General features: G+C 36.1%; 18 protein-coding genes. 5 read left to right on the plus strand and 13 right to left on the minus strand.

Features of this window, described 5'->3' with window-relative positions:
• Positions 1-69: 69 nt before the first annotated feature.
• Positions 70-939, minus strand: coding sequence for a CAP domain-containing protein (locus tag V179_RS0119585; protein ID WP_235179168.1), 870 nt, complete (start codon positions 937-939; stop codon positions 70-72).
• 628 nt (positions 940-1,567) lie between these two features.
• On the opposite strand from V179_RS0119585, the gene V179_RS0119590 reads away from it, so the two are divergent.
• On the plus strand, positions 1,568-1,930 hold the full coding sequence (locus tag V179_RS0119590) for a YugN family protein (protein ID WP_028392973.1): 363 nt from the start codon (positions 1,568-1,570) through the stop codon (positions 1,928-1,930).
• Between the two features lie 144 nt (positions 1,931-2,074).
• On the opposite strand, the gene V179_RS0119595 is transcribed toward V179_RS0119590, so the two are convergent.
• The 7 genes from V179_RS0119595 to cyoE all read right to left on the minus strand — a co-directional run bounded on the left by V179_RS0119595 (position 2,075) and on the right by cyoE (position 9,239).
• The gene (locus V179_RS0119595; protein ID WP_028392974.1) at positions 2,075-2,536 is read right to left on the minus strand and encodes a DUF420 domain-containing protein; all 462 of its coding nucleotides are present in this window, start codon (positions 2,534-2,536) and stop codon (positions 2,075-2,077) included.
• Between the two features lie 330 nt (positions 2,537-2,866).
• Positions 2,867-3,769 carry a cytochrome c oxidase assembly factor CtaG gene (gene ctaG / locus V179_RS0119600; RefSeq protein ID WP_028392975.1) on the minus strand — a complete coding sequence of 301 codons (903 nt, stop codon included), beginning with the start codon at positions 3,767-3,769 and terminating at the stop codon, positions 2,867-2,869.
• Between the two features lie 352 nt (positions 3,770-4,121).
• Positions 4,122-4,457 carry a cytochrome c oxidase subunit IVB gene (ctaF, locus tag V179_RS0119605; RefSeq protein WP_028392976.1) on the minus strand — a complete coding sequence of 112 codons (336 nt, stop codon included), beginning with the start codon at positions 4,455-4,457 and terminating at the stop codon, positions 4,122-4,124.
• 3 nt (positions 4,458-4,460) lie between these two features.
• Positions 4,461-5,087 carry a cytochrome (ubi)quinol oxidase subunit III gene (locus V179_RS0119610; protein WP_028392977.1) on the minus strand — a complete coding sequence of 209 codons (627 nt, stop codon included), beginning with the start codon at positions 5,085-5,087 and terminating at the stop codon, positions 4,461-4,463.
• On the minus strand, positions 5,087-6,907 hold the full coding sequence (ctaD, locus tag V179_RS0119615; RefSeq protein WP_407637265.1) for a cytochrome c oxidase subunit I: 1,821 nt from the start codon (positions 6,905-6,907) through the stop codon (positions 5,087-5,089). Before ctaD ends, V179_RS0119610 begins: the two co-directional genes overlap by 1 nt.
• Before the next feature lie 76 nt (positions 6,908-6,983).
• A complete protein-coding gene (gene coxB, locus V179_RS0119620) occupies positions 6,984-8,063 on the minus strand; it encodes a cytochrome c oxidase subunit II (protein ID WP_028392979.1) in 1,080 nt (359 codons plus the stop codon).
• Positions 8,064-8,294: 231 nt separating this feature from the next.
• Positions 8,295-9,239 carry a heme o synthase gene (cyoE, locus tag V179_RS0119625; RefSeq protein WP_028392980.1) on the minus strand — a complete coding sequence of 315 codons (945 nt, stop codon included), beginning with the start codon at positions 9,237-9,239 and terminating at the stop codon, positions 8,295-8,297.
• A gap of 658 nt (positions 9,240-9,897) precedes the next feature.
• Between cyoE and V179_RS0119630 the strand changes: the two genes are divergently transcribed.
• Positions 9,898-10,875: a COX15/CtaA family protein gene (locus tag V179_RS0119630; RefSeq protein ID WP_028392981.1), complete on the plus strand. Its 978-nt coding sequence runs from the start codon at positions 9,898-9,900 to the stop codon at positions 10,873-10,875.
• Positions 10,876-10,919: 44 nt separating this feature from the next.
• Here the strand turns inward: V179_RS0119630 and pyc are convergent, their stop codons facing one another.
• Both pyc and V179_RS0119640 read right to left on the minus strand, forming a co-directional pair.
• Positions 10,920-14,360 (minus strand): pyruvate carboxylase, encoded by a 3,441-nt coding sequence (gene pyc, locus V179_RS0119635; RefSeq protein WP_028392982.1) that lies wholly within the window; start codon positions 14,358-14,360, stop codon positions 10,920-10,922.
• A gap of 338 nt (positions 14,361-14,698) precedes the next feature.
• A complete protein-coding gene (locus V179_RS0119640; RefSeq protein WP_028392983.1) occupies positions 14,699-14,980 on the minus strand; it encodes a YlaN family protein in 282 nt (93 codons plus the stop codon).
• A 467-nt stretch (positions 14,981-15,447) separates the two neighbouring features.
• On the opposite strand from V179_RS0119640, the gene V179_RS0119645 reads away from it, so the two are divergent.
• On the plus strand, positions 15,448-15,945 hold the full coding sequence (locus V179_RS0119645; RefSeq protein WP_028392984.1) for a hypothetical protein: 498 nt from the start codon (positions 15,448-15,450) through the stop codon (positions 15,943-15,945).
• A gap of 72 nt (positions 15,946-16,017) precedes the next feature.
• Here the strand turns inward: V179_RS0119645 and V179_RS0119650 are convergent, their stop codons facing one another.
• Positions 16,018-17,346, minus strand: coding sequence for a PhoH family protein (locus V179_RS0119650; protein WP_028392985.1), 1,329 nt, complete (start codon positions 17,344-17,346; stop codon positions 16,018-16,020).
• A 307-nt stretch (positions 17,347-17,653) separates the two neighbouring features.
• On the opposite strand from V179_RS0119650, the gene V179_RS0119655 reads away from it, so the two are divergent.
• Positions 17,654-18,256 carry a YhcN/YlaJ family sporulation lipoprotein gene (locus V179_RS0119655; RefSeq protein WP_028392986.1) on the plus strand — a complete coding sequence of 201 codons (603 nt, stop codon included), beginning with the start codon at positions 17,654-17,656 and terminating at the stop codon, positions 18,254-18,256.
• Positions 18,257-18,565: 309 nt separating this feature from the next.
• A complete protein-coding gene (locus tag V179_RS0119660; protein WP_028392987.1) occupies positions 18,566-18,766 on the plus strand; it encodes a YlaI family protein in 201 nt (66 codons plus the stop codon).
• 276 nt (positions 18,767-19,042) lie between these two features.
• On the opposite strand, the gene V179_RS0119665 is transcribed toward V179_RS0119660, so the two are convergent.
• Both V179_RS0119665 and typA read right to left on the minus strand, forming a co-directional pair.
• Entirely contained in the window at positions 19,043-19,351 is a 309-nt protein-coding gene (locus V179_RS0119665; RefSeq protein WP_028392988.1) for a YlaH-like family protein, read from the minus strand.
• A 29-nt stretch (positions 19,352-19,380) separates the two neighbouring features.
• A complete protein-coding gene (gene typA / locus V179_RS0119670; RefSeq protein WP_028392989.1) occupies positions 19,381-21,225 on the minus strand; it encodes a translational GTPase TypA in 1,845 nt (614 codons plus the stop codon).
• Positions 21,226-21,312: the final 87 nt, after the last annotated feature.

Genomic DNA, 21,312 nt, shown 5'->3' on the forward strand with positions numbered 1-21,312 from the left:
ACGTGTAATCACAAAAATCCTGTATAGTAAATGCTTGGTTATGACCTTTTAAGAACATCTGCAATAACATTATTTGCCGATAAAATTTTGAGTGTAATACTTTTGATAAACTCCAACACCTAAATGTGTAAATTCTTTATTTAACATTGTATCTCGGTGCCCTTTACTATTCAACCAGCCTTCCATTGCTTCAATAGCATCTACGTATTTTGCTGCTATATTTTCTCCTGCGATTGTATACTTGACCTCACCTGTCTTCAATCTCTCTGCAAGCTCCCCGGCTGTAGGTGACGTATGCGAAAAATAATCAGCATTATACATATCAGAACTATGTAGAAAAGCTACCTCTGAAGTGGGTTCATCCCAGCTTAACTGATTCAAACTAAACCGACTTCGGATAATATTAGTGAAATCAAATATTTGTTGCTTACTTCCATCCTCAACCTGTAACCATTCTTCCTCGGAAAATTCAGGTTCTCCCATTAATTCACCTCTGTATGTTACTTCATATGGCCTTTGCTTGATCAATGTTTCAGCATTTAAAAATCGAACACTAGACACGGTCCCTGTAAATTTATCTAAATAAAGCTGTATATAAATATCACCTATCTTAATTAATGGTCTTATATTCATATCTTCTTCTGATAATTCAAAACGATAGGAGCCAGTATCTGTATCTATATCAAGTGAAGTTTCAAAAAACAAACTTGAATATATTTCGTCTATTGGTTGTCCAATATAAAAAGGTGAAACATCGGTTAAATCACCTATTCCATATGCTGATACTACTTTTCCTTTTTCCATTGCCAGCTGTAAATACGTATCTGGATTTTTATTATAGATCCACCAATCATACCCATAAGCTGATAAATCAATTCTATCTGGTTCACCAAAAGATTTTAATACTTCTTCTTGATTCTTCCCTATAGTCAGCGCCAATCCACTCTTAGGTGTGATTAATCCATTTTCAAGTGAAGGCGCTTTACTCTTAAGATTCTCCTGCCCACCCGGATTAGCTTCCTTTGATCCATCAAGAACAGCATCTCTGCCATCATTCTGATCAATATTAAAATAAATTCCTAAAATGAAAAATACAATTACAAAAAAAATAATTCTAGCGAACGTCTTCAGAAGACACTCCCCTCTCTGACTCTTATTAAGATAAGCAAAGATGTTAAGAACTTTAAATTTTAAAACAATTCATTTAGAACGCTATAAAAAAAGGGTACCCGTTTAAAACTTGCAAAAATCCGAGTAGAGATAATAGGATACTAATTTACTTTTTAATATCTTAATCTAATTATATCATGATTATTACACTTATTATAGAATTTGGATTGGCTATATCATTAGAACAAATGTAAAAAAACTGTTAACTTTTATGGTATTTCTGTGAACGGTACCAATATACGGAAAGATAGCGATTGCAACTTGTATTAATTCATACTATTATTAAACTTGAGAGAATTTGGTCTATACAAACCTTAGGGAGTAAAACATGTACTTTTATCAAATTTCTCCTGATTTTTTTACTACATATTTAATTGTATGAATAGGAGGTTTTTTTGTGAGATTCGAACAATTTGGATTAGAAAACATGACTGGAGATTTGAACCGCCTTGATAGTCTAATGGCTGACTATGGCTTAATTAGAGCTGAGCAATGGGATTATGAACGTGTCAGTTACGATCGTAAATTCGAATTGAAAGATGGTGTTTTTTATCTTCGTGTACAAGGGTATGCGGTTGAAGGTGATGTAGGCGCTCATAAAGCAGTTATAAAATTACTAGTTCCACTTTTGGGCAAGCATTACTATCCTCACGGTTTAGAATACGGTGAAGATGAACTATTCCCATCCACCCTAGTCAAACAATGTGAAAGCATATTAGCAGATATAAAAAAAGAACTGGATGAATTCAACGGATTGTAAGATATAACAAAAAAGAGGAAGTCCCAAGGTCTAATCTCTCATTATACACACAGAATATCGGTTTCAAACTGTGTATAGTCTAAGTCGAGTCTAAACCTTACCTTTGGGACATCCTCTTTTCTATATTTTATTAAATTTTTCAGATTACGTGCCAAGTATGGCTTTTATCAGCGATGTTGTGTCTCCACCAGGGTAAAGAACATATAACAGTAGATACACTGCAAGACCCGTTATGCCAGTAAAGAACCAAACAATACTTGTAAATGGCCCAATCTTACGGTGAGTGGCGAATTTCTTTTTAAATGCCAGAGTAAACATCGTTATACCGAGTATTGCTCCTAATGTAGCAAGGGTAATATGAATGATCAGAAAAACAGTATAATAGATTTTAATACTATCAGGTCCACCAAAGGATGTATTCCCGAGAAAAACAGTTCTTGATGCGTAAATGGTAAAGAAAATGATAGCAAATACTCCTGCAGCTAACATTGTATACTCATGAGCTTTAAAATTACGTTTCTTAATTAAATACCAGCCAATTGCCACTGTAATTGAACTCAAAACAATAAAAAACGTACTAATCGTTGGAAGAATTGGTAAAGACATAATCTGCTTTAACGCCCTCTCTATTTATATTCATCGTATTCATTTTATAAAACATCATTCTAAAATTCAACAAGTTCGTATATTCTTAACAGAATGCTCACTTTTAAAGATTAAATAAATGCAAGTTTCTTTATTTTTTCCTTAAAGTATGATTTCTAACGTAGGGGCCAAAAAGGATTAGACCTCACACTATATAGTTCGTTTAGTGTGAGGTCTTGACCCACCCGGTAAGAAGTAACAGCCTTTTTAAGTAAGACCTTCATTCTTGTTGGGTTTGATTTTCTGTTAATGCCGGATAAATAGTTTTCTAATATATACTTTTTCAAATTTCTATTTAATTGGTTGTAAATGAGATGGAACGGGATCAATTCCCTCGTTTGAACTGTTTTCTTTGCGATACCACGCGAAAAAAGTATAACCAAGCGCTACACCAAGCACAATTTCTTGAATGATCTTCATTAGAATGCCACCGAGCTGTTGATCTTCTACGATTGGAAGTCCGTTAAACATTTCAGGTCCACTTAATGTTAAGCCGGACAGTGCAGAAGCGGGAACACATAATTCCATCGCTACTAACCAGGCAGATGCGTCTGAATAAGTTGCAAATAATGGAGCGTCTGCGAAAATAATCAATGCACAAGCAGGAGTCATTAATATGCCACTTCCAAATATATATGCAACTTTCTTAACACCAGATAGACTGGTTCTTTCAGGTAATTGATTGACTAGGGGAAACCACATAAATATTGCTAACATAAACAGTAGAATTGTATATCCAGCATGTAACAACATATTGGTTTTTACAAAATCGAATACTAAAGGTATGTGATAAAACGAAAAGAATGCATTAAAAGAAATTAATGCAAATAGTGGTTTCGTAAAGAAATTAAACAACCGTTTAATAATTGGTAAGCGAAGGAAAGAACGCCACAGCCAATCAGGGATTCCAAGTATTAATAAGGGTGGGACAACTAAATACAAAAAAGCCATTTGAGTCATATGTGCACTGAACATAATATGTCCCAATAAATCCAAAGGTGATCCTTTGATAATGTACAAAAGCACAATTGCCGTAACAAAAAGTATCTGTTGCTTTATTCCTACAGGTTCATTTCTAATAAACTTATGGCGAAATTTTGAAACGAGTAACATATAACCTACAATGACCAGAACCATAAAAACTAAGAAGTATGGACTCCATAAAGCACGAAAACCAAAAATATCGATAGACATATTAACACCTCTATTTGCACTTATTATCCCTATTATACCTCTATTTCAATAACAGTAGACTAGTATTTCATTTAAAGTGAAGCTTCCATCAGTGTTTTTCTTCATCCCCCACCTATTTATTACTTGATTCTCTCACAAAAATTGAGGTGGGGGTATCACAGCCTGTTATACCAGGGATAAATTTGATTCTTAGATCGATTCATTCAGTTAAATACCACCAGCTTAACTTATTAACCACCGCATCGTGGTCATGATAGGAAAAGAAAGAGCCGGCTCTTAAGCACCGACTCAACTTCAACACTATAAGCTAGATCGAAACAAGTTGTCTAAAATGCCAACTCTTTCTTCAAATTTAAAGCCAAACAATCGTTAGAAATACAAGAATCGTAATCAACCCTACTGTCAAACCAGTATAAATAAATAAAGCAATCGTCTCATGTCCTTTATGCTTCATATGCATAAAATAATAAAGCTGGAATATTACCTGAATTGCAGCAAGTAGAAGGATAACTGGAATTGTAAACCAACTTGAAATTGAATCCATTGCTACCATTACAAAGGCAATTACCGTAAAGAAAATCATCATTGCAAAAGTAATGACTTGATGCTTCATTTCTTCTGCGTTTTGTTTCCGTCGAAACGCTAAATTTAAATTCGGGTTCGCTGAATTAGATTGTTGATTTGTCATCAGTTATCCCACCATTCCCATTAAATAAACGACAGTAAAGATAAATACCCAAACAACGTCAATAAAGTGCCAATATAAACTTGCAACAAAGAATTTAGGCGCATTATACAAACTTAAACCACGTTTGGCATTTCGTATCATTAGAGCTAAAAACCACATAAGACCAAACGTAACGTGCGCCCCATGAAATCCAACTAGTGAATAAAAAGCAGAACCAAATGCGCTACTTGTAAATGAATGCCCTAAATGAACATAATGATTAAACTCGTAAATTTCTAATGCTAAGAAACTGAAGCCGAGCAATACAGTAATAACAAGCCAAGTCTGCATTTTCTGAAAACTGTTATTTTTCATGTGATACATTGCGTAAACACTCGTTAATGAACTTGTTAATAGTATCATTGTCATCGCAAATGTAAGTGGAATTTCAAATAAGTCCTTAGCTAGAGGCATGCTTGAATCAGGTACCTTATCTTTTAAAGCAAGATAGGTTGCAAACAGTGACGCGAAAAGTACAGTCTCTCCACCAAGGAATAACCAAAATCCTAAATACTTATTTTTCGCTTCTAATGTTGCAGTTTCAGGAGACGCCGGCCATGTAGCATCTGTAAATTTTTCTTCTACGTGCATTATGCCTTTACCTCCTTATCTTTATCATCCATCAATTCTTCTTTATGAATATGGAAGCCATGATCATCTTTTAGTGAACGAACAAGCATGGAACCAAATGTAATTAATAAACCAATTATTATGACCGGAACTGACCATGTCTTATTGTCCATATTGTACAATGCGCCAAATGCAGCAATGAACAAACCGATTGTAATACAAATAGGTATGATAGATCCGTTTGGCATATGAATGTCATCTAATGGTTCAGCAGGCGTCATTTCCTTTTTCCCTTCCATTTTTTCAATCCAATAAGCATCTAAACCACGCACTAGTGGTAATTGCTTAAAATTGTAGAATGGTGGTGGCGAAGGAATAGCCCACTCCAATGTACGACCATCTCCCCATGGATCATTACCCACTCTTACGTTCTTCACAGAAGTAATAACTATATTAATTAACAAAATTATTACGCCCACCGACATAAATATAGCCCCAATTGAACTAATCAAGTTGGATGTTTCCCAACCTTGCCCTGGTAAATACGTAAATACACGTCGCGGCATCCCCATCAAACCAAGGAAATGTTGAACGAAGAACGTTAAATGGAAGCCAATTAAGAATAGCCAGAAAGTAAACTTCCCTAATGTTTCATTTAACATCGTTCCAAACATTTTTGGCCAATAATACGTAACACCAGCAAGTATACCAAGTACGACTCCACCTACGATTACATAGTGGAAGTGAGCTACAACAAAGTAACTGTCATGATATTGATAATCTGCAGGTGCAGCACCAAGCATTATCCCAGTTACTCCTCCCATCGTAAATGACGGAATAAACGAAACAGCATACAACATCGGAACAGTAAAAGTAACACTACCGCCCCACATCGTAAAGATCCAGTTAAAAATTTTAATACCTGTTGGTACAGCTATTGCCATTGTAGCAATTGCAAATATCGCATTTGCTATCGGACCTAAACCAACTGTAAACATGTGGTGAGCCCAAACCATGAATCCTAAAAACCCAATTAATACGGTTGCGAATACCATCGAAGAGTATCCAAATAGCCTTTTCCTAGAAAATGTTGAAAAGATTTCAGAAAAGATTCCAAAGGCAGGTAATATTAGGATATACACCTCAGGATGTCCAAAAATCCAGAATAAATGCTCCCAGATAATTGTATTTCCACCTGCAGCAACATCAAAGAAGTTTGCTCCAAACATTCTATCGAAAAGCAGTAAAAATAATCCAACCGTTAACGGAGGAAAAGCAAAAAGTATTAGTGCAGAAACAACAAATGTTGTCCATGTAAACATAGGCATTCTCATATAGGTCATACCTGGAGTTCGCATATTAATAATCGTAACAAGAAAGTTAATTCCTGCGATAAGAGTTCCAAATCCTGATATTTGAAGGCCTAATACATAGAAGTCTACTCCATGTCCTTCAGAATGGATGGCTAATGATGCATATGATGTCCATCCAGCATCGGGTGCCCCCCCCAAAAACCAAGAAAGGTTTAGAACAACTCCTCCGAAGAAAAATAGCCAAAAGCCTAAAGAGTTTAGAAATGGAAACGCAACATCACGCGCGCCAATTTGAAGCGGCATAACAGCATTCATTATTCCCAACAATATAGGCATCGCTGCTAGAAATATCATGGTAGTACCATGCATCGTTATCATTTCATTGAATATTCCGGCACTCATAAAGTTATTATCAGGAATTGCAAGCTGGATTCTAATGAACACGGCTTCCAAGCCTCCGAGAATAAAGAATAGTCCGCCGGATATTAAATAAAGAATGGCGATCTTTTTATGGTCGACCGTAGTCATGAAATCCCATAAAGTTGCACCAAATCCTTGTTTTTTAGCGTACGTACTCACGATTTAACCTCCAATTCAGTCAATTTTACTTATCTTCAACTTTAAGATTAAGTAAATATTCAGCAAGTGCATCGATCTGCTCATCTGTCAAATCGCCATATTTTCCAGACATTGTGTTACCTGGTTTATAATCGTCAGGATTTCTAATCCAATTTTTTAAATTTTCTTCATCATGAGGTAGAAAACCAGCAATTCTTTCTCGTTCTCCAAAGTTTGCAAGGTTTGGCCCCATACCAGCTCCATTATTACTTGTTGAAACAGCATGGCATCCAATACAGCTTTGGTTAAAGATTTCTTGCCCTTGTTTAGCTAACTCACCTTCAGCTATTGCTGGTTCTTTGGCAACAGTCTGCATACTCTTTACCCAAGAGTTAAAATCATCCTTAGATTTCGTTACTACTTTAAAATCCATTAACGCATGAGATGGTCCACAAAGTTCTGCACATTTTCCGTAAAATAAATTTTCCGCTTCACTAGCTTTGTTACTATCGAACACAAGATACATTTGGTTGACTCCATCTACATTCGTATCCATTTTTCCGCCCGCTGCTGGGACCCAGAACGAATGTTTAACATCTGAAGCTTTAAGATTAAAGTAAACCTTTTCATCTGTAGGTACAACTAAATCCTGGCTTGTGAAGATCCCATAATCAGGATATTCAAATTCCCACCAGTATAGGTTTGCTCGGACGTTAATAACTACAGCGTCTTTTGTTTTTCCGTCCTTATCCTTCACTTCCATTGCAGACGTATCCGCAAACTCGAAAGTGTAAGTTACGACTGGAATTGCCAGAATGATTAAAAGCAGGATTGGGATAGTCGTCCAGATCACTTCAAGTTTGTGGCTTCCTTCAACTTGTTTCGGAATGCTTTCGTCACCAGCTTTTCGGCGGAAACGCACGATAGCGATTACAAAAAGAACAACAACCACGATGATAACTAGTACCATGATTAGCGTACTTAATACCATTAGGTTAAATTGTTTTTGTGCTACTTCTCCAGCTGGTCTAAGCGCGGATAGATTAGCTTCCCCACAGCCCGCTAGAATTAGCGTCATTATCGCGAATAGAGAAATCAGACGCCATTTTCGAAGCCTTGTTTTCATGCTTAAGAAACCCCCTCTTTCGTAAAAATTTCTCACCATAATTAAATGTGCAAGTTTTGAATTACTTTCTATCTTAAATTTCTAATTAAAGAAAGAATTCCCTTTTGAAGGAATTAAAAAAAATAAAGGTGATGCGTTCTGTTAATAATTCTAATTGTTCAAACACTTTTCTATGTATTATAGAATGTCTCAAAAAAGCACTGATTTTCTGAGACATTCTTGGAAATACCTTTAGTTGACTTCTTTAATAAGTGTAAGGATGACCATTGCTACAAACAAAATAGTCATATAATTTAATGAATAGACAAACATTAGTTTTGCCCATTTTAAGTCATCTTTCATTTTATAACCATAAATCCCAAGTATAAACCATCCAACACTTAAAATTGTTGCTAAAACTACATAAGTTGTCCCAAGTGCCGTCATGAAAAACGGAACAGGAATCAACCATGCTACCCAAAGAACCATCGATCTTTTTGTAGCTTTAAATCCTTTAACGACTGGAAGCATTGGGACACCAGCAGCTCGGTATTCCTCCACTCTTTTCATTGCAAGCGCATAAAAATGTGGTGGCTGCCATAAAAACATAATTAAAAATAACATCCAGGGAATAATTCCTAGCCCTGGGTCAACTGCTGCCCATCCAATTAATGGTGGCATTGCACCGGAAATACTGCCGACGATTGTATTGGATACAAACCTTCTTTTCGTAATCATTGTATATAGAACGACATAAGCAAATACGCCGAAACTACCCAAAATTGCGGTTGTCATATTAGTCATGGCTAACATAGCGATTCCAAGCCCGATCAATACAAAGCTAAGAATTAATACTTTTGATGCACTTGCCTTACCGGTAACAGTAGGACGATTTTTCGTTCTTTCCATCAAATGATCAATATCCCGATCATAATAATTATTAAAACTGCATGAGCCAGCCATAATTAAAGCGGAGCCAGCCAACGCAAAAAACACCTTATCCAAATTTGTTAAAAATGGCATGCCAGTAAAATGCAGTGCAAGCCATATACCAGTAAAGGTTGTTATCAAATTGGAATTTACGATTCCTATTTTTATTAAAGCAAGGAAATCTTTCCATGGTGTTGTTTCATTGTCAGAAATAGATATAGTGTTTGGTTTCATATCAGCTTCTGTCAATACTCTTGAATCAGACATTATTCATTCCTCCTTAGAGTATTTCGACAAATACGTTAAAGTATTTCGGTTCACTACTATTATTCCATACTTTTCATTATTTGTAACTATGGAAGGCCAAATTATTAAAAGCAATGTTACCCAAAGCTTTGACAACTTTCCTAGTATAGAGATTGGCACCAAAAATACAATAAAAGTAAAATGAAGGAAAATACCTTTTCCTGATATTAAAGCATACTTTTTAATTCTTTTGTGTATATTTTTCGTTTTCTTTTTGACGGAATTGTGACTCTCTTAGGAAAAGTTCCCACTTCTACCTAACCTAATGAATAAACAATTACAATACATACTCTTTATTTCTACCAGACTCTCAGGAAACTTTCAACCTTCTACATAAAAAATCTAAATAATTAGACTATATTTCATCTTCCCAGGATCATTAGATTAATTTCGGAAGGAAAATGATACATAAATCTTATTGTAATATCTTGTAATTTCCTTTTCAATTAGCTACTATCAAGTAAGTGTTTTCATATCACTAATTAACCCCAGTTCACTAATTACACATATAATTACAATAATTGTCGAAATATTGACATCATAGTTGATGTAAATATGCTAAGATACATACATAGTCGATATTGTAATTACTCAAAAGCATATAAAGTAGGTGGAGTACATGCAAAAGCGTTTAAAATGGTTTGCTGTTTTAACAACGTTAGGGATGTTGCTTATTTTATTAGGTGGGGCCCTTGTAACAAAAACAGATTCTGGTATGGGTTGCGGGCGTTCTTGGCCATTATGTGAAGGCCAGCTCATTCCAAAAGTAATTACACCAGAACTAATAATTGAATTCGCTCATAGGATAGTATCCGGTGTTGTTGGACTCATGGTTCTTATTCTTTCTATTTGGAGCTGGAGAAAAATTGGGGATGTCCGCGAAACTAAATTTCTTTCTGCACTTTCTTTTTGTTTTCTTCTACTTCAAGGATTAATCGGAGCAGCTGCGGTTAAATGGGGACAATCCGATTTTGTACTCGCTGCTCATTTTGGAATTTCATTAATTTCTTTTGCTGCTGTTTTCTTGCTAACCTTACTGATCTTTGAGGTTGACAAGAAGTTTGAAGCAGATAAATTAATCGTTGACAAACGAATGAAATTTCACATTTTCGGTTTAATCACATATTGTTTTTTTGTAGTCTACACTGGTGCATTGGTCAGACATACAGAATCTAGTCTTGTATGTAAAGACTGGCCACTATGTGTAAATGATGCATTTGTTCTACCTTCCAATATGTACGAATGGATACAAATGGGACATAGGGCAGCTGCTGGGCTCATTTTTGTTTGGGTTTTGTATATTACGGTTCTAGCATATAGACACTATCGACAGCAGAAAGTACTCTATTGGGGATGGCTTTATGCATTAATCCTTGTGTTTTTACAAGTAGTCGCTGGAGCTCTCGTTATTTATTCAAGACTGAATCTGATTATCGCACTTTCACATGCATTATTTATTGCTTGTTTCTTTGGAGTTCTTAGTTATTTATTACTTTTAACTTCTAGAAGCAAAAAGAATGAAAAGGCGTTATTTCAAACAACACACAAAAAAAATAAAGAGAAAGATCTATCAAATTCTTCAATAACGATTCATTAATACATACGAAAAACGGCTGACTTAAGTCAGCCGTTTCTTTTTGGTTATTTAGTTATTTCAATCAATAAATCACCCGTACTAATCGCATCGCCATTTTTAACATGAATATCTTTAATAATTCCAGAGAAAGGAGCTTGTACAGTCGTTTCCATTTTCATTGCTTCTGTAATTATTAGATGATCTCCTTGCTTAACTTGTTCACCTTTTTGCACAACAACATTGAGTACTGTTCCTGGCATGGTTGCTCCAAGATGCGATTGATTTTTAGAGTCTGCTTTTATTTTTGTTTGAACAGAGGATTTTATACCCTCATCTTTAATGGTAACTTGACGAGCCTGACCGTTTAATTCAAAATAAATCACTCTCGTACCATCAGCTTGCGGCTGAGAAATTGATACAAGTTTAACAATTAAAGTCTTACCTGTCTCGATTTCCACTTCAATTTCTTCTCCAAGACGCATGCCATAAAGGAATGTTGGCGTATCAAGTTGCGATAAATCACCAAACTGTTCACTTGTTTTTACATAATCCAAAAATACTTTAGGATATAGTGCATATGCTAACACATCGAAACTTGTTACTGGTCTGCCTAGTTCCTTAAATAAGTCGTCTTGTAATGCAGTAAAGTCAACCGGTTCCAATAATTCACCAGGCCTTACTGTAATCGGCTTTTTACCTTTTAGAATGACTTCTTGCAGTTCTTTAGGGAAGCCACCTTCTGGTTGACCTAAGAAACCTTCAAAAAGTTCAATTACTGAATCTGGGAAGTCAATCGTCTTTCCTTTTGCCAAGACTTCTTCTTCTGTAAGATTGTTTTGAACCATGAATAAAGCCATATCACCTACTACTTTGGAAGAAGGTGTAACTTTAACAATATCTCCGAACATAATATTTACACGGCGATACATTTCTTTAACTTCATTCCATCGTTCGCCTAATCCTACTGCCTTCGCCTGTTGCTGGAGATTACTATATTGTCCACCTGGCATTTCATGTTGATAAACTTCTGTATGAGGTGAGACCATACCACTTTCGAAATCATGGTAATATTCCCTTACACCCTCCCAATAAGTCGACAATTTCTCTAATGAATTAATTTCTAGCTTTGGTTGACGTTTCGTTCCTTCAAGTGCATAGTATAGCGTTTGAGCACTTGGTTGAGAGGTAAGACCAGCCATTGAACCAAGTGCTGTATCAACAATATCTACACCTGCATCAATCGCTCTTGCATACATATACGTACCGTTTCCACTTGTATCATGTGAGTGTAAATGAATTGGGATATCTACAGTCTCTTTAAGTTCAGAAATTAATCGATAAGCCGCCTCTGGTTTTAAGAGACCTGCCATATCTTTTATGCCAAGAATATGCGCTCCTTGATTCTCCAATTCCTTCGCTAAATTTTTATAATAATCAATTGAATATTTCACTCGCGTTGGGTCATTTATATCCCCTGTATAGCAAATAGCCGCTTCTGCTATTTTCCCAGATTGACGAACAGCATCAATAGCAACTTCCATTCCTTTGACCCAGTTTAAACTATCAAAGATTCGATAGACGTCGATACCTGCTTGTGAAGATTTTTGAACGAATTCTTCAATTACATTATCAGGATAGTTCTTATAGCCAACAGCATTGGACGCGCGCAATAACATTTGAAAAAGGACATTAGGTGCCTTTTTCCTTAATCCAAGAAGCCTGTCCCACGGATCTTCTTTTAAGAATCGATAAGCGACATCGAACGTAGCTCCTCCCCACATTTCAAGGGAAAACAGATTCGGCAACAATTTTGCCGTCGGTTCAGCAATTTGCATTAAATCAGTTGTTCTAATTCTTGTTGCTAAAAGCGATTGGTGGGCATCACGAAAAGTCGTATCAGTGATAAGTACTTCATTTTGTTCTTTAACCCATTTCACGAGACCGTCAGCACCATTTGCATCTAGAATTTGCTTTGTTCCTTGCTGAGTAGGGGCATCCGCTGAAATGATTGGAATGATCGGTTTTTCAAACACAGGTTTTTTCGTTTTTTCAACGCCAGGGAAGCCGTTTACTGTTACATTCCCAATATAAGAAAGCATCTTTGTACCACGGTCTTTACGTACAGGGAAAGAAAAAAGTTCAGGCGTTGTATCGATGAATGATGTGTCATACTCGCCACTAAGGAATTTCTCATGTTTTACAACATTTTCAAGGAAAGGGATGTTCGTCTTAATTCCACGAATCCTAAATTCTTTTAAATTACGCTCCATCTTCGCTGCAGCTTTTTCGAAGGTAAGTGCATGAGTTGAGACTTTAACTAATAAAGAATCATAATAAGGTGTTATGACTGCTCCTTGGAATGCGTTACCTGCATCCAAACGGACTCCGAAACCACCACCTGAACGATAAGCCGCCAATCTACCAGTATCCGGCATAAAGTTATTTAACGGATCTTCCGTTGTAACCCTCGATTGGATTGCAAAACCATTCGTTGTAATTTCATCTTGATGTGGAATACCGATTTCCTTTTCGTATAATTTATGTCCTTCAGCAATTAATAATTGTGACTGAACAATATCAATTCCTGTAATCATCTCAGTAAGTGTATGCTCAACTTGGATGCGCGGGTTTACTTCGATAAAGTAAAATTCTTGATTCGCCACGAGGAATTCAACGGTTCCTGCATTCACATAGCCGACATTTTCCATTAAACGAACAGCCGCTTCACAAATCCTCATTCTTAAATCTTCTGTTAAAGAAACGGAAGGGGCTACTTCCACTACTTTTTGGTGACGCCTTTGGACAGAACAATCACGCTCATATAAATGAACGATTTCGCCATGTTTGTCTCCGAGGATCTGCACTTCAATATGCTTTGGATTTTGAATAAAACGTTCTACATATACTTCATCATTCCCGAAAGCCGCTTTCGCTTCAGACTTTGCTCGGTCATATGCCTCCTGAACTTCTTCCAATTTGTGAACGATACGCATTCCACGGCCACCACCGCCAAGCGATGCTTTAATAATAATCGGAAAACCGTGCTTTTTACCAAATTCCTCTACATCCACAACCGAACTCACAGGACCATCGCTTCCTGGAATAACAGGAATATTCGCTAATTCAGCCTGAGTTCTTGCTTTTACCTTATCACCGAACATATCTAAATGCTTTGTCTCAGGACCAATAAAAATGAGTCCTTCTTCTTCACATCGACGAGCAAACTCAATATTTTCTGCCAAAAATCCATACCCAGGATGAATCGCATCAACATCGCTTTTTTTGGCGATTTCAATGATACCTTCAATGTCTAAATAGGCATCAATCGGTTTTTTTCCTTCCCCAACTAAATATGCTTCGTCCGCTTTAAAACGATGATATGAATTGTGGTCTTCTTTAGAGTAGATAGCTACAGTTCTAATCTTTAATTCTGTACAAGCTCGAAAAATCCTAATAGCGATTTCTCCCCGGTTTGCTGCCAAAACTTTTCTTATACGTTTTACCATTAACCCACACCTACTTTTATGTATTTTCGTTTGTATATTGTAAAAAGAGCAAGAATCAAATCAAGATCTTATTCACACATTGTTTACATATAACCAATTTTTTGTCATAGTTTGAACATTGCAACTTTTTACTCATAATTTTGTTCCATAAAACCGTTTTAGTCAATGGTTTTTTAAAATTCAAAATAGTTAAGATTATTAAATTTATTATTGCTTAGTATAATACAAATATAATAATTATGTATATAACAATAATAGGAAAGTTATATGTAATAATATAATTATATAAAAAAACTCAAACAACTATAACGAATCGTTTGAGTTAATTTCTTACTATATTATTTTCTTAAAGAAGCCTCATGTAAAGCAGAAAGTTCCCTCTCAAGCGATTCTAAGAGTGACTTTCCTTCCGCCTCATCGACTAAACCTAAACGAACAGCGAAATCTATTTCACGAGATAGGCCGTACATTTGAGTATCTAGAACCTCTTCATATAGAGGACATTGAGGCATTGTCAAATTATCCATTTGTACTTTAATTAATTTTAGAATCTTGTCAGCATCTGCTTTTAATAAAGCATAGGCTTTTTCTTGATGATTGACAAGCATTTCAGATGCCATATGAAATCCCCCCGCTCAAGAAGCGTACAATCTTATCTATAAATTTTACCCCTAGTTGTCTAAAAAAGCAAGGATAATTAGATAAGCTCTAACCCATTCTTTTTAACGATAGGTATCCATTGAGTCTATTAGAACAAGATTAACAATCCTTTTCTTACTTGTGAGTGACTTTTTCAACAATTTTCTTTATACTTATTCTTGTATAATTATTATGAAGGTCCCCTTAACCTGTTTTCGTATCCTTTGTTGCTGTTAAATTATATTTACACTATTATCCTGGGTTGATTTTCGTTACACAGGTACTCGCTTTTAAGCGGGCGGTCTCAGGAGCCTCCTCAGTGCTTCTCTGAGTAGGAGTCTCGCATATTAACTACAATCAATATCTGCTAGAATTTGTTACTTGAAAAAAACAACAATTCTTACGATGAAAAGAGCCTTAACATTTAAATAGAGAGGAATGTATATAAATGGAATCTATCGTATTTATCCAAGGTAATGTGAAGTTTCCAATCACGTTAGATCCAGGTGTGTGGATCTTTGACGACCGGAAAGTTGAGATTGAAACCTATTTCAATTCTGATACTAAAGTGGAAAATGAATTAGAGGAATATACGATTGCAGCATCAAAGCATTGGGAAAAAGAAATCCGCGAGGGAGCAACAATGCCCCCAACATTAAAGACAGAAAGAAAATTTGAGAAACAACGGCTATTAGAAGGTACGTTTGTTATTCCTTTTAAACCTTTTCTAGATAATGCTGAACCTAATTCTAATGCAACTGAAGTAGTAGTCAAAACAGCGAATTCTGAACAGACATTTACTAAAGAAGATGCAGAAACTTTTGTTATTGGTTTCTCTATTAATGGAAAGCCAATTAAAGAACATGGGCCAATGTACATATACTTTGGAGATGGATCTAATATTCAGAATCCAATTAAAGATGTACGCGCATTCATTATTCGATAATTTGAACCTGGTTCCATGACGTAGTGCCTTAAGTAAGTTTACCGACTCTTCGTCATGGAATCATAATTTTTCTTAAAGTAAATTAGCAGCAAGCTGAGCCAATCCAGACCTCTCACCTTTAATTAATTTAACATGACCCGCAATCTGCTGTTCTTTAAATTTCTCCACTACATAGGTTAGCCCATTATTATATTCGTCTAGATATGGATGGTCTATTTGTTCAGGGTCTCCCATCAAAACGATCTTACTTCTTTCGCCAACCCTCGTCAAAATCGTTTTTACTTCATGTTTTGTAAGGTTTTGAGCTTCATCTATAATAATAAATTGATCAGGGATGCTTCGACCTCGAATATATGTGAGTGCTTCGACCTCAATCGAGCTCATACCTGCCAAGATTGCATCTAGTTCACCTGGCTTCTTTGTATTAAACAAATACTCTAAATTATCAAATATAGGTTGCATCCACGGCCTTAGCTTTTCTTCCTTTTCGCCTGGTAAATATCCTATATCCTTCCCAACCGGCACAATGGGCCTTGCAACAAGCAACTTTTTATATCTTCCAAGATCTTCTGTTTGCATTAAGCCAGCTGCAAGCGCCAAGAGCGTCTTACCAGTTCCTGCTTTTCCAATTAGTGTAACAAGTGGAATATCCGATCTAAGCAAAATTTCCATCGCCATAACCTGTTGAACATTTCTGGCTTTAATTCCCCAAATATGATCTTCATCAAAGATCAACTTTCTCGCTGTCTTTCCAGTAAAATCAACTAGTGCAACAGCAGATGCAGAAGTGCCTAGAATGTCTTTCATCAATATAAATTGATTTGGATGCAGCTGTTCTTTTGTAATACTTGATACAAGTAGACTTCCTTTTCCATAAAATTGATTTAGCAGTTCGCGCGAAACTAAGATTTCTTGAAAACCACTATAAATATGATCTAGTTCGACAACTCGGTCATTTAAAAAATCCTGTGATAATAATCCAATCGCATCTGCCTTCACACGAACAAGGGTATCTTTACTAACTAAGATAACCGTCTTGCCATTTTTTTTAGTTTGTTCTTCTAGCGAAAGGTTTTTGGCTACTGCCAGTATTCGATTATCATTTGTCTTTTCAATGAATATTTCTTGGAGCTCATGAAATGAACGATGGTTTAACTCAATTCTTAATTCTCCGCCATTATGAAGCGGTATCCCGTGATGTAATTTTCCTTTTTCACGAAAACCATCAATGAGCTTTGAGACTTGTCTCGCATTCCTGCCGATTTCATCCATATATCTTTTCTTTGAATCCAACTCTTCCAATACAACTGCAGGAATGATAACCTCATTGTCTTCAAACGAAAAAATAGCGTATGGATCCTGCAGCAAAACATTCGTATCTAACACATAAATTTTGTTCAAAAGGACGCCTCCCGCCTAATCTTTTGTCGGAATATTTATGATGTTTTTCAAGGTGGTGACTTAGTACATAATAAAGTTCCACCGGCGTATCCTTTCACATTTTTTTAAATGCTTATAGAAATCTATGGTGAATGCCCCCTTTTATAGTGGACGAGACGACTGTTGATAAAATATATGTCAATCTGCATAAAGATAGAAGAACAATTACAGACTATATAAGAAACTTCCATCAGTTTATGTAGCCTACGTCATATACTTGTGGCTAGTTACCTTTGATAATCTCGAAAAGTACAAAGGAGGTTTATTATTGAGCAAACGCATATTTCCTTATTTAATTGCCAGCTTTCTATTCTTGAACAGCGGTTGTTCTGCCAATCAACAAGGTCAAGAGAATGTAAATACGAAGAAGCAGCAAGCAACAAATGTGAATTATTCAACGATACAACAAACAGATCCAGCAACAAATTCTGACACTGCTAAAAGACTTATTGATTTGGCCTCTAAAGTTCCTCATGTAAATGATGCAACTGCAGTCGTTTTTGGTGATTATGCTATTGTTGGTATCGATATTGATTCTGATATTGAACGGTCACAGGTTGGAACGATCAAATATTCAGTTGGCGAAACGTTAAAGCACGACCCATTTGGGGCTAAAGCAGCAGTAGTTGCTGATCCTGACTTAAATGCTCGAATTAGAGAAGTAGCTAAAGATATCCAAAATGGTAAGCCTGTTCGCGGAATCTTAAATGAACTTTCGGACATTACATCAAGAATAATCCCAGAAGTTCCAGGAGATATCCAAGACCCTACTCCTTCAAAAGCAATAGAAGAACAAAAAGGGAATTTAAATCATCAGGAAAAGAAAAACTTGGATGATAAACAAGAAAAGCAATCGAATGGATATAAATAAAGGCAACCTTTGTAAGTTCATTTTCACTTCAACAAAAGTATCCTCTCTTCATATATATCATAAACTACCTAGATATTTATTAACTGTATGTTAAGCAAGAGTAAAAGTTCAATGAAGAAATCTTTCTCCCCATTAGAAGAGGATTTATGCCTCTTCTATTTTTTTATTATAAAAAAAACATGGTATACTTAATTATCGAAGTTTTTATACTGTATTATTTACCATTGTTATAGCTCATATTTATTATAAAAAAATGGTTTAACATAGTCTTTATTAAGTTAATTTTTTATTCCGAAAGAGGTTTTTGCGATGAATGTAAAATGCGTAATTTGTGATAAAGTTGAACCCATTCCTACAGATTCTCCCGAAGCGAAAAAGCTCCGAAATCGCCCGATTCATACATATATGTGTCAAGAATGCCATCAGAGAATCGAAGAAAAAACAAACGCTCGTATTAATACAGGTAATTTCAGACTTTATCGAACTGTTAAGAAGGATGATGAATGGTAAAAAAACACTATTGTTCTCTTAATTTTGATCATATGTCAGGGTCATCTTAAGGCTTAGAAGAAGCGTAGGTGAGGAATCAAGAAAATTCTCACTGATTGAAGTTTCACTTTATCAATTTCTTAACTCTCCTTCGCATATACAAGTATATGTATGAGCTTTACGTTAGGAACATACTCAAGCAAATACGAAAGGGTCTGACCTCACATCTTCTATACATCGTTTTAATGAAACAATTACCGATGTATAGAATGTGAGTTCAGACCCTTTTAAGGACATCTAAACCTGCTTTTCTGTTCTTGAGTTATGCAAGCGATACTTATAAATTCCGAGGACAAAAGCTGCAATGACAAGTGCTTCTCCCATCGGCAAGAACACTGCTAGGAAGGAAAGAACAGTACAACCAAGAGCCATAATTGCATAAATGACTACGTTCTTTAACAGTGGTAGTTTTTTCGCAAACCCTAACTGATAGACAACAACACAAAGTGCAAAAATCGTTAAATACAAGTACCACATTCCAGCCTCTGGATTCTCATCCACCCGATATAGAGAAGCAAAAAATGACAAACGCTCCTGGATATCCATTTCAAACCCTCCTAGTAGCTAATTATTTATTATTCAGCCGTTTCAGCTTGTTTTTTCTTTTTCGCTGATTTTTCACGTTCATTTTTATCAAGAATTTTTTTACGAAGACGGATCGATTCAGGTGTTACCTCACAGTATTCGTCATCATTTAAATATTCAAGCGCTTCTTCAAGAGACATGATTTTCGGCTTTTTCATTGTTGAAGTTTGATCTTTGTTTGCAGAACGCATATTCGTCATTTGTTTTGCTTTAACGATGTTTACTGCTAAATCATTTTCACGATTATGCTCACCAACGATCATTCCTTCATAAATTTCAGTGCCTGGTTCAACAAAAAGCATACCTCTGTCTTCAACTTGCATCATACCATATTGCGTAGATTTTCCTGTTTCCATCGAAACAAGTACACCTTGACGTCTTCCACCAACTTGTCCAGTTTGCATCGGCTGATAGCTGTCAAATGTATGGTTTAATATGCCATAACCGCGCGTTAAAGATAAGAATTCTGTAGAATAGCCAATTAATCCACGTGCAGGAATGTTAAAAATAAGGCGAACTTGTCCACCATTATTAATCATATCTAACAACTCGCCTTTACGAGCTCCCATTGATTCCATAATAGCACCTGTATGCTCTTCTGGCACGTCAATTTGAACCCGCTCAACTGGTTCACAACGAACTCCGTCAATGACACGAACGATTACTTCTGGTTTAGATACTTGAAGCTCATATCCTTCACGTCGCATGTTTTCAATTAAGATTGATAAATGAAGCTCACCGCGACCTGAAACTGTCCAAACATCCGGTGAATCTGTGTTATCAACTCTTAAGCTCACATCTGTTTCAAGTTGAGTTCTTAAGCGCTCTTCAATTTTACGAGCTGTAACATATTTCCCTTCACGACCCGCAAATGGACTGTTATTTACTAAGAATGTCATTTGAAGCGTCGGCTCGTCAATTCGTAAGACAGGTAATGCTTCTTGATGTTCAGTTGGACAAACCGTTTCACCAACGTTAATATCTTCCATACCGGAAACAGCGATCAAGTCACCTGCAACAGCCTCTTGGATTTCAACTTTTTTCAAGCCGATGTAACCAAAAATTTTCGTTACACGGAATTGCTTGACAGAACCATCAAGTTTCATTAAAGCTACTTGTTGACCAACATGCATTTTCCCACGGAAAACACGACCGACACCGATACGACCGACATAGTCGTTATAATCAAGCAATGCCACTTGGAACTGAAGTGGTTCATCACTGTTGTCAACTGGAGCAGGAATATTCTCGACGATCGCTTCAAATAAAGGAGTCATATCCTCTTCTTGTTTAGCTGGATCAGGGTCAATACTTGCAGTTCCAGATATACCAGAAGCATAAATTACCGGGAAGTCCAGCTGATCATCCTCAGCACCTAGCTCAATAAATAAGTCAAGTACTTCATCCACTACTTCTTCCGGACGTGCTGATTCTTTATCAATTTTGTTTACCACAACAATTGGTGTGATTTTTTGCTCTAATGCTTTTTTCAAAACAAAGCGTGTTTGTGGCATACAACCTTCATAAGCGTCAACAATTAGCAGAACACCATCAACCATTTTCATGATTCGTTCTACTTCTCCACCAAAGTCAGCGTGACCAGGTGTATCCAGAATATTAATGCGTGTTTCTTTATATTGAACAGCCGTGTTTTTCGCAAGTATGGTAATTCCACGCTCTTTTTCAATAGCGTTAGAATCCATCGCACGTTCTTCTACGTGCTCATTCTCACGAAAAGTACCTGATTGCTTCAGCAATTGATCCACCATTGTCGTTTTCCCATGGTCAACGTGGGCAATAATGGCTATATTTCGAATATTATTACGTAATTTCAAGCAATTCACTCCTAGAGGAAATTTAGTTTAGGCATATCTATATCATTAACTTACATATTATATCACAAACATAGTATAATCAAAGCA

It is taken from the genome of Bacillus cihuensis (genome assembly GCF_000504145.1).
Taxonomy (GTDB): Bacteria; Bacillota; Bacilli; order Bacillales; family DSM-1321; genus Peribacillus; species Peribacillus huizhouensis.